This window comes from Agarivorans litoreus, assembly GCF_019649015.1.
Classification (GTDB): Bacteria; Pseudomonadota; Gammaproteobacteria; order Enterobacterales; family Celerinatantimonadaceae; genus Agarivorans; species Agarivorans litoreus.
Genome location: NZ_BLPI01000001.1, coordinates 190,231 through 203,993 on the forward strand (window position 1 = coordinate 190,231; position 13,763 = coordinate 203,993).

Consider the following 13,763-nt stretch of genomic DNA (forward strand, 5'->3'; position numbering starts at 1 on the left):
AAAGCCAGTAGCAAGTGCTACTGGCTTTTTTGAATTGGTGCCCGGGGCCGGACTTGAACCGGCACGTCCTTTCAGACGAGGGATTTTAAATCCCTTGTGTCTACCAATTTCACCACCCGGGCAAAACTTTTCTTTGTAATGGAGGCGGGTCCCGGAGTCGAACCGAGGTCCACGGATTTGCAATCCGCTGCATAGCCACTCTGCCAACCCGCCAAACAGCGTTACAAATTTTGGAGCGGCACATCGGGTTCGAACCGATGACCTCAACCTTGGCAAGGTTGCGCTCTACCAACTGAGCTAGTGCCGCTTTATTCTTTATCACTATTTAGTGCAAGTGAGCTAACAACTAGGTTGCGCTACTCTATATACTCACACTGAGCTAGTGCCGCTTTATTCTTTATCACTATTTAGTGCAAGTAAGCTAACAACTAGGTTGCGCTACTCTTTATACTCACACTGAGCTAGTGCCGCTTTATTCTTTAAACAAATTGGTGCCCGGGGCCGGACTTGAACCGGCACGTCCTTTCAGACGAGGGATTTTAAATCCCTTGTGTCTACCAATTTCACCACCCGGGCGACACGTTTTGTTGTTAACTAGGAGCTAGCCCCTGAAAACGAGTTGTACTTTAACGTATTACAGAAATGAGTCAACGGATTTTTTAAGGGAGTTGATTCAAGTGCTTAAAAAGCGATCTAGGCGCTGCCTTTTCACACCATTCCTGTAATCACACCGCGAGATTCAGCAGCCTTTTCACACTACCAAAGTAAAACACATATCTATAAACAAATGATTTGATGCGCTGATTAATTGCAACAATGAGAGTAGCTGACAAGATGAGGAAAACTTGGGAAGCTTAAGATATAGAATAGATAGAAGAGTTGGTGCCCGGGGCCGGACTTGAACCGGCACGTCCTTTCAGACGAGGGATTTTAAATCCCTTGTGTCTACCAATTTCACCACCCGGGCGACACAAATTTTTAGTATGGAGGCGGGTCCCGGAGTCGAACCGAGGTCCACGGATTTGCAATCCGCTGCATAGCCACTCTGCCAACCCGCCATACTATGTGTGTTAAATTGGAGCGGCACATCGGGTTCGAACCGATGACCTCAACCTTGGCAAGGTTGCGCTCTACCAACTGAGCTAGTGCCGCTTCATACGCTTTACTTGCTAGTATGGAAAAATAGACAACAAGGTTGCGCTACTCTTGATACCCACACTGAGCTAGTGCTGCGTCTTGCGTATTACCTAAGTAATGCGCCTTTAACACTCCAGCGTTGCCGCTGAATGTGCTGTGCATTTTAGCGACCTAAATCTTTACGTCAACTGTCTTTTAATAAGTTTCTTACTGTTCGTTGGATTTTTAGGCTAAAGCTACGATTTATTAGGGTCTGTTGACCTTTGGTGTTGAAATTTTGTTCGAGATAAGCGGGCTTTAATCGCGGCGAGCACATAGAAGCCTAGTGGGCTAAGCAAGAAGTGCTTAACAAAGAGTAAAGTTCGCTTACCCGAACCCTTCGAGCAGCATTTCTTAGCCATTTACTCAGCGTTAGCGAGTGATTATTAAGCCCACTTAACTGCTCACTCACTGCCTTGCCTAAATGGCTAATAAATTGCTGCAAAAACCATCAGCAAAGATCAACAGACCCTAATCATTTTGCTTTAATTCTGGCCACGCCAGAATTAAATAACTCACCATTGACCACAGCGTAAGAACAGTTGCCACATAAAATAATACGTAACTGGCTTGCGTAACTAAAGGGTCTATTTGTGCGGTTAAGCCGGTGATAGCCGCCATTTGAGCAGCTGTTTTATATTTTCCTATCCAAGATACCGCAACGCTTGAACGCTTACCAAGTTCTGCCATCCACTCTCGTAGTGCAGAAATAATAATTTCGCGGGATATCATGATAACCGCCGGAACAGTAATCCAAAAAGTCTGATAATGCTCAACCAACAGCACTAAGGCCGCAACTACCATTGCCTTATCGGCCACTGGGTCGAGAAATGCACCAAAAGGTGTGGTTTGCCCTAGGCGTCGCGCTAAGTAACCATCTAAATAATCTGTAGCAGCCGCTAAGCCAAAGATAAATGCAGCGGCCAACATGCCCCACTCTACGGGAAGGTAAAAAGCTATTAAGAAAAACGGAATTAATACAATTCTAAACGCGGTTAGTATATTTGGAATATTTATCATTATTTTTCATTTATAAAACTACTGCCGCTATGTTGCCTAATCTTGCCTAGTGATGCAACGAATCATAAATTTTTTGCGCTAAAGTAGGGCTAATTCCGGGAACTTTTTTAATTTCGTCAACACTAGCGCTTTTGAGCTGCTGCATTCCACCTAAATGCGTTAGCAATGCTTGACGCCGTTTGGCCCCTACTCCATCAATATCTTCCAACACACTAGTCTTGCGCGCTTTGTCTCGGCGATTACGATGACCGGTTATCGCAAAGCGATGGCTTTCGTCTCGAATATGTTGAATAAGATGCAATGCAGCGGAATCACTGGGTAAGTGAATTTCTGTCATCGCTTTACCAATCAGCAGTGTCTCTAAGCCTGGTTTGCGGGTTGTGCCTTTAGCGACTCCCACCAATAGAGGCATAGGTTCTAGATTTAGCGGCTCAATGCTGGCAAAAGCTGCAGACAACTGCCCTTTGCCACCATCAATAAACAATACATCGGGGATCTTTTCCGCTAACTGGGCCTTTTGGTAACGACGAGTTAATGCCTGCGCCATTGCGGCATAGTCATCGCCACCGGTAATGCCGTCGATGTTAAAGCGACGATACTCAGATTTGTTTGGGCCTTGCCTGTCAAACACCACACATGAAGCCACCGTGCGCTCGCCTTGGGTATGGCTGATATCAAAACACTCCATACGTTTAATTGGCTGTTCTTGCTTAAGCAGTGCTTCAAGTTCGGTGACCCGATGGTGAATGGTGGCTTCTTGGTTTAGTTTGGTTAATAGCGCATTTTCTGCATTGGTATTTGCTAGCGCCACAAACCGCAGCTTCTCTCCACGTTTTGGTTGAGAAAGCTTCACTTTGCAATCGAGTTCACTTTCGATTGCTGCTTCTATCTCTGGCCAATCGCCTTCGATATCAGGCAACAGCACTTCATTAGGTTGGTTGCCCTTACGTTGTTCAGACAGGTAATACTGCATCACAAAACTGCGCAGTACTTCTGGTAAATCGGCCTGTTTAGGCACTTTAGGGTAATACGAACGACTACCTAGTACTTGACCATCACGGATCAGCAACAAATGAATAACGGCAATGCCATTTCTAAAGGCAAAACCCAATACGTCACTATGCTCGGTATTGCCACTCACAAACTGTTGCTCTTGAACTTTGCGTAAAGCTTGAATTTGGTCTCGAAAACCCGCGGCGGCTTCAAAATCTAAGCTATCGCTAGCCTTGGTCATCTTTTCGGCTAGTTGATTAATTACCTGTTGGCTTTTGCCCTTTAGGAACATGCTGGCAAGATCTACTTGCTGTTGATAGTCTTCTTCGCTAATTAAGTTTACACAGGGTCCAGAACAACGTTTAAGTTGATACTGAAGACAAGGGCGTTGGCGATTGGCATATTCACTATCGCTACACTGGCGTATAGGAAATAGCTTCTGCATCAAATGTAGGCTTTCTCGCACCGCATTACCATTAGGATAAGGGCCAAAATAATCGCCTTTGTTACGTTTAGCACCTCGATGCATCGATATCCGTGGATGCTTGTGTTTACTTAAAAGAATATAGGGATAAGACTTATCGTCTCGCAGCAGCACATTGTATTTGGGTAGGTGCTTTTTAATCAGGTTGTGTTCAAGAATAAGCGCTTCGGTTTCGGTATGCGTAACCGTAACTTCAACCCTGGCTATATTTGAGACCAAGGCACGGGTTTTATTGCTATCGACGTTTTTACGAAAATAGCTACTTAAACGCTTCTTGAGCGATTTTGCTTTACCTACATAGATTACTTTATTAGCGGCGTTATACATCATGTATATGCCGCTCGCTTCGGTAACCTGGCTTAGAAATGCCTTACTATCAAATGGAGCGCTATCTTCGAGCAAAATTACAGCTTGTCTGTGTCTATCATGCCGTGGCGAATGGCTAAATGAGTTAACTCTACATCGCCGCTAATGTTTAACTTGCTAAACAAGCGGTAACGGTAAGAATTGACCGTTTTGGGGCTTAGGCTGAGCTGGTCAGAAATATCGGTAACCTTTTCACCTTTGGTAATCATAAGCATTATCTGCAACTCGCGTTCAGATAAGCTTTGAAACGGATTATCTTCTGCCGGATTAAACTGACTCAAAGCCATTTGCTGGGCGATCTCGGGTGACAGATAACGCTGACCTACGTTAACCGCACGAATAGCTTGTAGCATTTCATCTGGACCGGCACTTTTGGTTAAGTAACCACATGCGCCAGCTTGCATTACCTTGGTAGGAAATGGGTTTTCAGTATGAATAGTTAACACGATAATCTTGGCATCTGGATCGTAACGCAATATTTTGCGGGTAGCCTCTAAGCCACCAATTCCAGGCATATTCATATCCATTAAGATTACATTGGCTTGGTTGCTTCTGCACCATTGAACGGCTTTCTCTCCGCTCTCAGCTTCACCAACCACTTTAAATCCTCGAACGTCTTCTAAAATGCGACGGATCCCTGTACGCACTAGCTCATGATCGTCAACCAGAAATACGTTTATCAAGCGTTTTCTCCGCTGTAACTAAAACATCAATCTACTAATTGGGCGGGTTGCCAGACCTTGCATCGTCTGCGCAGCAAACTTTATATCCCATCAGGATAATAATTTAAAGGCTTAAGCGATATAAGTTTAGAGTAGAACTGAGATTATTGGCAGTTTGCGCAATAAACTGGCAATTTATCCACCTTGGAAGTGCGGCAGTGCAGAAATGAAAAACGCCAGCGTAATGCTGGCGTTTTTCTAAATAATGGCGGAGGAGGAGAGATTTGAACTCTCGAAGGGCTATTAACCCTTGCCGGTTTTCAAGACCGGTGCATTCGACCACTCTGCCACCCCTCCGCAGCAACGGGGCGCATATTACCTAGCATTTTTAAGCTTGTAAACCGTCATCTTTGAATTTTTCGAAAATGTCTAACAATTGACTAAATACTAGGCAAATTTTGGCTATAAAAAAGCCCAGCATAAGCCGGGCGTTTTAGCGGTTTGTGCTAACTTACTTAGGTAAGTAGCTCTTACCCATTAAGAAGGTATCAACGGCTTGTGCTGCACCACGACCTTCGTTGATTGCCCAAACAATCAAACTTTGACCACGACGCGCATCACCAGCTGCAAACACACCTTTAACATTTGTAGCGTATTCACCGTAGGTTGCTTTAGCATTTGAACGGGCGTCTTTTTCAACACCTAGTTCGTCAATAATACCTGCTTCTGGTCCGATGAAGCCCATAGCTAGTAATACTAAGTCAGCTTTAATTATCTCTTCGCTTCCTTTTACGGGCTCTGGAATCATCTGGCCGTTGGCGTTTTTCGTCCAGTTGATTTTGGTAGTGTGAACTTCCGTCACGTTACCCTGCTCATCACCCACCATCTTCTGGGTCATAACTAGGTAACGACGCGGATCTTCACCTTGAATGGCAATCGCTTCATCTTGACCGTAGTCACGCTTTAAGGTGCGCTTAAATTCTGGCCAAGGGTTGTCTTGAGCACGTTCTTGCGGAGGTTGAGGCATAATCTCAAGCTGCATTACGTTCTTACAACCGTGACGCAGTGAAGTTCCCACACAGTCAGTACCTGTATCACCACCACCAATAACCACAACGTGCTTATCTTTAGCGCTAATGTAACGGCCATCTTCTAGGTTGCTGTCTAGCAAACTCTTAGTATTTTTACCTAAGAACTCCATCGCAAAATGAACACCGTTTAACTGGCGACCTTCTACAGGCAAGTCACGCGGAACCGTTGCGCCAGTGGCTAGCAACAGTGCGTCGAAGTCTTCGTTCAAACGGTTAATAGAAATGTCTTTGCCCACTTCTACTGAGGTTTTAAATACGATGCCTTCTTCACGCATGATTTCGATACGACGCTCAACGATTTCTTTTTGCAGCTTCATGTTCGGAATACCGTACATTAATAAGCCACCAACTCGGTCAGCGCGTTCAAATACTGTTACTTTATGACCAGCAGAATTTAACTGAGCAGCAGCTGCTAAGCCTGCAGGACCAGAGCCTACAATGGCGACAGTTTTGCCGCTGCGTTTAGCTGGAATGTTAGGTTTAACCCAACCTTCCTTAAATGCACGCTCAATAATGTTAACTTCTTGGCTCTTAATGGTTACTGGTGGAGCATTAATACCTAGTACACAAGAGTCTTCACAAGGAGCTGGACATACGCGCCCAGTAAACTCTGGGAAGTTATTGGTTTTGTGTAAACGGTCAATCGCATCTTTCCAGCGACCACGGTACACCAGATCATTCCACTCTGGAATCAAGTTGTTAATTGGACACCCAGCTACGCGTGGCGCGTATGCTGAGTCACCAGAATGACAAAAAGGAATACCACAATCCATACAGCGAGAAGCTTGGTCTTTAACCGCTTCTTCGCTCATAGGCGTTTTAACTTCTAGCCAATCTATCAAACGCTCTGCTGGGTCGCGGTCTGTCGATAGCTTCCTGTCTATTTCCATAAATCCCGTTGGATTTGCCATGTCTCTCTCCTAAACCGCTTCAGCTTTTTGTTTGGCTTGTTCAGCCTTGGCTTTTTTCGCTTGCGCTACGCTATCAAGGTGCATATCGAATGCAGCTACAGCTACATCGTAATCCGTTTCATGCTCACCAGTAGCTTTAGCTTCTTTCATGTAGTTTTGCATACGCTCGTAATCGGTAGGCATTACACGAACGAACATGCTAAGTGCGTTATCCCAATCAGCTAGCAATTCTTTTGCTACATCAGAGCCAGTTTGCTCCAAGTGATTTTCGATTAATGCTTTTAGCTCGGCTGCTTCGGCTGCATCTTCAACGCCGCCTAGCTTAACCATTTCCATGTTACAACGTGAGGCAAATTGTTTGTTACGGTCTAATACGTACGCTACACCGCCCGACATACCAGCTGCGAAGTTACGGCCCGTTTCACCAAGAATTACCGCTTTACCACCGGTCATGTATTCACAACCGTGGTCACCTACACCTTCAACAATGGCTGTTACACCAGAGTTACGAACACAGAAACGCTCGCCGGCAATACCGCGAATATACGCTTCACCAGAAGTACCACCAAAGAAGGCTACGTTACCTACAATGATGTTTTTACGTGCTTCGAACGGTGCGTTTGCATCTGGATAAACCACTAATTTGGCACCAGATAAGCCTTTACCGAAGTAATCGTTGGCATCGCCTTCGAGTTCAAACTTGATCCCTTTAGCGGCAAAAGTACCAAAGCTTTGACCTGCACTACCGTTGAATTTCACTTTGATCGTGTCTTCTGGTAGGCCTTCAGCGCCATAACGCTTAGATATTTCGTTCGACAACATAGTACCAACACTACGGTTAGTGTTGATGATCTCTGATTTCAGAGATACTTCTTCGCCACTCTCAAGCGCCTTAGCGGCATCTTTAATTAACTGGCGATCCACGATGTCGTGAATTAAGTGTTTTTGCTCTTGGCTGCAGTAAAGTGTTTCGTTACCACTGTCATCGGCTTTGTAAAGAATTGGAGATAAATCGACACTCTTGTATTTCCAATGGTCGATGTCGGTACGTGGCGTTAGACACTGGCTTTGGCCTACCATCTCATTAATTGAGCGGAAGCCTAGTTCAGCCATAATTTCACGTAAACCTTCAACCATCATCTTGAAGAAGTTAACAACGTGGTCAACTTGTCCTGCGTAACGCTCACGTAATCGACGGTCTTGAGTAGCAATACCCACTGGACAAGTGTTCAAGTGACACTTACGCATCATGGTACAACCTTCAACTACTAGGGCTGCAGTTGCTACACCCCACTCTTCAGCACCTAGCAAAGTTGCTACGGCTAAATCGCGTGGTGTTTTAAGTTGACCATCGGCCTGTACAGTAATACGGCTACGTAGTTTATTTTGAATTAGCGTTTGATGCGTTTCAGCTAGACCTAACTCCCACGGCAGACCTGCGTGTTTAATTGAGCTAAGTGGAGAAGCACCAGTACCACCGTCATAACCTGCGATAAGTACTACGTCGGCGTAACCTTTACATACGCCAGAAGCAATTGTACCTACACCCGCTTCTGATACTAACTTAACGTTAATACGTGCATCGCGGTTAGCATTTTTCAAATCGTAGATTAGCTGAGCTAAATCTTCGATTGAGTAAATATCGTGGTGTGGAGGTGGTGAAATTAGACCAACACCTGGTGTTGAGCCACGAGTTTTACCGATCCAAGCATCAACTTTATCACCTGGTAACTGACCACCCTCGCCTGGTTTAGCACCCTGCGCCATCTTGATCTGTAGTTCTTCAGCATTGGCCAAATAATGGCTAGTTACACCAAAGCGACCAGAAGCAACCTGTTTGATCTTAGAGATCATTGAGTCGCCATTTTCCATAGGCTTAAAGCGAATTGGGTCCTCACCGCCCTCACCAGAGTTACTCTTACCGCCAATGCGGTTCATAGCAATTGCTAGTGTGGTGTGTGCTTCCCAAGAAATAGAACCAAAGCTCATTGCACCAGTAGCAAAACGCTTAAGAATTGTTTCTGCTGATTCAACTTCGCTTAGCGGTACACTTTCACGGTCTGATTTAAACTTCAGTAAACCACGTAGCGTGAACGCTTCTTTAGCTTGGTTATCTACGTTTGCAGCGTATTCTTTAAACACTTTGTAGTCGTTAGTCGACGAAGCATTTTGTAGCAAACGAATCGTTGTTGGGTTAAATAGGTGACGTTCGCCGTCTTTACGCCATGCGTATTCACCACCCGTTTTCAGGATTAAATCACTGAATGGGTTGTCGTCTGCCGGGAAACCTTCACGGTGACGGTTTAGCGCTTCTGTAGCGATGCCATCTAAGCTTAAACCTTCGATGCGGGTCACTGTACCGGTGAAGTATTTTTTCACTACTTCTGAGTTAATACCAAGCGCTTCGAAGATTTGCGCCCCTTGGTAAGACTGAAGTGTAGAAATACCCATCTTAGAGAAGATTTTTAGCAAGCCACTATTCACCGCTTTAGTGTAGCGCTCAACAACATCATCGTTGCTAAGGCTGCTTTCGATAATCGCTTGGTCGCGCATATCAAGAAGCGTTTCAATTGCTAGGTATGGGTTAACAGCAGCGGCGCCATAGCCTAATGCTGTAGCAAAATGATGAGTTTCGCGTATATCACCAGACTCTACAATTAGGTCGGCGTGAGCACGAATGCCTTCGCGGATTAAGTAATGGTGAACAGCAGCGGTAGCCAGTACCGATGGTACTGCAGCGTGATCACTATCTACTTTACGGTCACTCAAGATAAGAATTGAGAAACCATCATCAACCGCATCTTTGGCGTGACGACAAATACGCTCAAGCGCTTTCTCTAACTCATTTTCTGCACCAGAGGCGTGGAAAGTGGTATGAATAGTCGCTGCTTGGAAATGGTTGTGATCAATGCTTCGTAGCTTAGCTAACTGGTCGTTAGTTAATACTGGTTGCTTGATCTCAACTTTACGACAGTGCAACGGCGTTTCTTCAAGTAAGTTTAAGTCCGCTCCTACGTAGGTACGCAGTGACATTACCATTTCTTCACGAATTGGATCGATTGGCGGGTTAGTTACCTGGGCAAACAATTGCTTAAAGTAATGTGATAAGTGCGGGTTTTTATCAGATAAAATCGCTAGCGGCGTATCTGTTCCCATTGCACCAAGTGGTTCTTTTGAAGTACCAACCATCGGCTTTAATACCGCGTTAATATCTTCTTGGCTGTAGCCAAATGCTTTTTGACGTTTCTCTAGGCTGTGCTGCGTAGCAAAACGGTCGTAACCTTCAGGTAATGGAAGATCGTCTAAAACAATCTTGTTTTCTTCTACCCATTTGCCATAAGGCTGGCTAGAACACACAGTATGTTTAACTTCATCATCAGCAACAATGCGGCCTTGTTCTAAGTCTGCAATGAAGATTTTACCTGGTTGCAAGCGGCCTTTTTGAACCACTTTAGATTGATCTACAACCAATGCACCAGTTTCAGAGCCCATTACTACTAAACCATCATCGGTTACTAGGTAACGAGAAGGACGTAAGCCGTTACGGTCAAGTGTTGCGCCAATCACTTTACCATCGGTAAATGAAATTGAAGCAGGGCCATCCCATGGTTCCATGATGCAAGAGTAGTACTCGTAGAAGGCACGCTTCACCGGGTCCATGTCATCTTGAGTTTGCCATGCTTCTGGCACAACCATCATCATTACTTGTTCAAGCGGACGACCACTTAATACAAGTAGCTCTACACACATGTCTAGGTTTGCAGAGTCTGAGCGAGAGATATCACAAACTGGATTAATCATATCCAGTTCTTCTTTGCTGAAGTTTACACTCGCAAGCAAAGACTCACGTGCGCGCATCCAGTTTACGTTACCTTTAACAGTGTTAATTTCACCATTATGTGCAATGTAACGGAATGGCTGCGCTAAGCGCCATGCTGGGAAGGTGTTGGTAGAGAAACGCGAGTGGAACATGGCAATTGCCGACACCACACGAGAGTCTTGAAGGTCTAAATAATACTTGCGTACTTGAGCCGTAGTTAACTGCCCCTTATACACAATAGTACGAGAAGACATCGAAGCCATGTAGAAGTCTTCGTCTACACCGGCAACTGTCGCATCAGCAATGTGCAAGGTGTATTTACGTAAAACAAATAGCTTACGTTCGAAAACTTGCTGGTCTAAGTCAGCTGGACGCGCAATGAACACTTGTTCAATTTGCGGCTCATTGTCTAGAGATGCTTGACCTAGGCTAGAGTTGTCTTTTGGAACTACGCGGTAACCTAATAAGGTTAAGCCTAGTTTTTCAATGTTACGGTTTAGTATCTCGCGACATTCGCGACGAATAGCTTCACCAGCAGGGAAGTAAACCATGCCCACGCCATACTCACCTGGTTTAGGTAAGCTGAAGCCCAACTTTGTTACTTCTTCGTTAAAAAACTCATGAGGAAGCTGAATGAGAATACCGGCGCCGTCTCCACTATCTACGTCACAACCAGTACCACCACGATGCTCCATGCAAGTAAGCATGGTTAATGCGTTTTCGATCACATCATGACTTTTACGCCCTTTTAAGTGGGCAACGAATCCGATACCACAGCTATCGTGTTCGAATTCTGGCCTATAAAGGCTCTTATTGTGTTGGGTTATGTTTGTCATCCAGTAATTCCTATTTACTGCTATATTAATGTTATTCAGACCGACAGGACCTTAGACATCAATAGTATTTTCATTTAAAGAGGAGCCCCACCATCTATTGATGATGTGTGAACAATCACCTTTGTCAGATAATTATTCTAAAAACCTCCAAAACAACAGCATTCAATAACGCAGGAGCTAGTCCATTCGTCACGAAAGTAAAAGAAATGCTACCACAGATATAATTTGAATTTCAGACTTGACTTGAAATTAAACACGATTTTTTTTTACAAAAATGCGTAAGAGACTAAAAAAGCGAGTTTTTTCTCACAAATAGTGCAGAAAAATTCACTCCATATCGATAATTTCACACTAACGGCACTTTGAAGTAATAAAATAACGTAATTTGTAAACCATTTTAAAGCATCACGTTGCTGAAAACGCTACCGAGAGTTACAAAAGAAAGCGACCGAACACTTAACTACAAAAAAGCCAGCGATAGACGCTGGCTTTTAACTAAAAGTATAACACTTAAGCGACATCAAACTCGCGTTGAAGCGGCGGCATAACCTGCTTCTTACGGCTTACTACGCCTGGTAGGTCGATAACTGAACCTTCAATAGTTCCACCTAAAGTAGAAGCAACCAGCGCAGCTTCATCGCTACAAATTAAGCCAGTGGAGTTTAGGGTAGTAATGTCGGTTAACAATACAAGCGCTGTGTGGTAGTTGTTTGCTTGTTTAAGCGCAACTAAAGCCGTTTCTAGCTCATCTAAGCGCTCTAGTACCGGTTTTACTGAAGTAAGTTCTAATTGAGCAATGGCAAATTGCTTGCCATTAATCTCATAAACTTTTTGATCTCTTAGCACTAACTCATCTGCAGGCACCGACGCCACATCAGATTTCGCTGCAAATTGCTCGTCTGCAAATGCGTCAATATCTTCTACGCCAGCTAGTAAGGCTAAGGCTTCTGCAGCTTCTCGATCTACTGGTGTAAATGTTGGAGAGTTAAATTTAACGGTATCGCTTAAAATAGCACCTAACATTAGGGTAGCGGCTTCTTTACTAGGCGTAATATTGGCTGCTTGATACATGCTATATACAATAGTACAGCTACAGCCTACCGGGCGAATCCAACACTCTAAAGGCTCTGCAGTAGTGATGTCACCTAATTTATGATGATCAACTATACCGCGAATGTTAGCTTTTTTAGCGTCTTTTGGCGCTTGCCCCCAATCAGAGTAATCAATTAGCCAAACATCTTCGCCAGCGATCTCTGTGCGCACTTCTGGCGCTGCAAAACCAATTTTGTCTAAGAGAAATTTGGCTTCAGGATTAGGTTCACCTTGCGCAATCGCAGTTGCTGGTGTGCCTTGCTTGGTTAATAACTCTGCTAACGATATTGCACCGGCAATACTGTCGCAGTCTGGATTAGTATGTCCTAAAACTAACATCTGTTATCCGTCTCTCTTAATCGTTGAATGGTTTAGGCAAACTGCCCTGTTAATGCGCTGATCATAGGGCTATGTGATGGCGAGTGCAATACTAAGGAAGGTTTAAGCTTGTTGATTATTTCGCTTAATCAAAGCAATTTTGTTAAGTAGTTGAGCGTCTTAGGAAATTATTCGATGATAATTTGGTGAGGCTAAGCCCACTTTTAGATGGCGGATTTGATTTTATTTGTAAAAAAACTCGTTATACTACAAGTTCGTTTTACATAACTTAACGAACTAACTCAGTCATAACGGAGTGAAAAAATGAATCAGCCGAGCACGATAAACTATAGCGCTGCATCGAAACTGGAAACAAATAAGGTATTGCGTAACACCTACGCCTTACTTTCGATGACCTTGTTTACCAGTGCCATTGCAGCATTCTTTGCAGTAGTCGCCGGAATTGGTAGTCTGGCATCTATTGGTATGATGGTTGCCGCCATGGTAATCGTATTCTTCGTTCTACCTAAAAGTATTAACTCTTCTATGGGTTTGGTTTGGACTTTTGTATTCACTTCATTAATGGGCGCTTCTTTAGGTCCGTTGCTTAGTGCTTACCTCCAATTCCCACAAGGTCCTGCCATTGTCATGCAAGCTCTTGGCATGACAGGCTTAATTTTCTTTGGTTTGTCTGGTTATGTGCTAACCACTAAGAAAGACTTCTCTTTTATGAGCGGCTTCTTAATGGCAGGCCTAATCGTTGTCGTAGTTAGCATGCTGCTTAACTTGTTTTTGCAAATCCCAATGCTTAGCCTAGCCATTAGTGGCGCTGCGGTACTATTGTTTTCTGGCTTCATTCTTTATGATACCAGCAACATTCTAAACGGTAATGAAACCAACTACATACGTGCAACAATTTCAATGTACTTAAATGTATTTAACATTTTTGTTCACTTGCTAAGTATTTTGGGTTTCCTAAACGACGACTAAGCTA

The 13,763-nt window shown here is 44.2% G+C and carries 7 protein-coding genes and 8 tRNA genes; 1 reads left to right on the top strand and 14 read right to left on the bottom strand.

Going from position 1 to position 13,763, the window contains the following annotated elements; genetic code table 11:
- Positions 1-35: 35 nt before the first annotated feature.
- The 14 genes from K5L93_RS00880 to K5L93_RS00945 form a co-directional block, all read right to left on the bottom strand.
- A tRNA-Leu gene (locus K5L93_RS00880) sits at positions 36-122 on the bottom strand.
- Positions 123-139: 17 nt separating this feature from the next.
- A tRNA-Cys gene (locus K5L93_RS00885) sits at positions 140-213 on the bottom strand.
- Positions 214-231: 18 nt separating this feature from the next.
- Positions 232-307: transfer RNA gene (locus tag K5L93_RS00890), tRNA-Gly, on the bottom strand.
- 182 nt (positions 308-489) lie between these two features.
- A tRNA-Leu gene (locus tag K5L93_RS00895) sits at positions 490-576 on the bottom strand.
- Between the two features lie 304 nt (positions 577-880).
- Positions 881-967, bottom strand: a tRNA-Leu gene (locus K5L93_RS00900).
- A gap of 17 nt (positions 968-984) precedes the next feature.
- Positions 985-1,058, bottom strand: a tRNA-Cys gene (locus K5L93_RS00905).
- Between the two features lie 18 nt (positions 1,059-1,076).
- Positions 1,077-1,152: transfer RNA gene (locus K5L93_RS00910), tRNA-Gly, on the bottom strand.
- Positions 1,153-1,647: 495 nt separating this feature from the next.
- A complete protein-coding gene (gene pgsA, locus K5L93_RS00915; protein ID WP_220721411.1) occupies positions 1,648-2,199 on the bottom strand; it encodes a CDP-diacylglycerol--glycerol-3-phosphate 3-phosphatidyltransferase in 552 nt (183 codons plus the stop codon).
- A 43-nt stretch (positions 2,200-2,242) separates the two neighbouring features.
- Positions 2,243-4,075: an excinuclease ABC subunit UvrC gene (gene uvrC, locus K5L93_RS00920; RefSeq protein WP_220718069.1), complete on the bottom strand. Its 1,833-nt coding sequence runs from the start codon at positions 4,073-4,075 to the stop codon at positions 2,243-2,245.
- A 2-nt stretch (positions 4,076-4,077) separates the two neighbouring features.
- Positions 4,078-4,722: a UvrY/SirA/GacA family response regulator transcription factor gene (uvrY, locus tag K5L93_RS00925; RefSeq protein ID WP_016401014.1), complete on the bottom strand. Its 645-nt coding sequence runs from the start codon at positions 4,720-4,722 to the stop codon at positions 4,078-4,080.
- A 245-nt stretch (positions 4,723-4,967) separates the two neighbouring features.
- A tRNA-Ser gene (locus tag K5L93_RS00930) sits at positions 4,968-5,058 on the bottom strand.
- A 154-nt stretch (positions 5,059-5,212) separates the two neighbouring features.
- Positions 5,213-6,703 (bottom strand): glutamate synthase subunit beta, encoded by a 1,491-nt coding sequence (locus tag K5L93_RS00935; protein ID WP_220718070.1) that lies wholly within the window; start codon positions 6,701-6,703, stop codon positions 5,213-5,215.
- A 9-nt stretch (positions 6,704-6,712) separates the two neighbouring features.
- The gene (gltB, locus tag K5L93_RS00940) at positions 6,713-11,359 is read right to left on the bottom strand and encodes a glutamate synthase large subunit (RefSeq protein WP_220718071.1); all 4,647 of its coding nucleotides are present in this window, start codon (positions 11,357-11,359) and stop codon (positions 6,713-6,715) included.
- A gap of 510 nt (positions 11,360-11,869) precedes the next feature.
- Entirely contained in the window at positions 11,870-12,790 is a 921-nt protein-coding gene (locus tag K5L93_RS00945; protein WP_220718072.1) for a manganese-dependent inorganic pyrophosphatase, read from the bottom strand.
- Positions 12,791-13,093: 303 nt separating this feature from the next.
- Here K5L93_RS00945 and K5L93_RS00950 point away from each other — a divergent pair, with 303 nt between their 5' ends.
- On the top strand, positions 13,094-13,759 hold the full coding sequence (locus K5L93_RS00950; protein WP_016401019.1) for a Bax inhibitor-1/YccA family protein: 666 nt from the start codon (positions 13,094-13,096) through the stop codon (positions 13,757-13,759).
- The last annotated feature ends 4 nt before the right edge of the window (positions 13,760-13,763 follow it).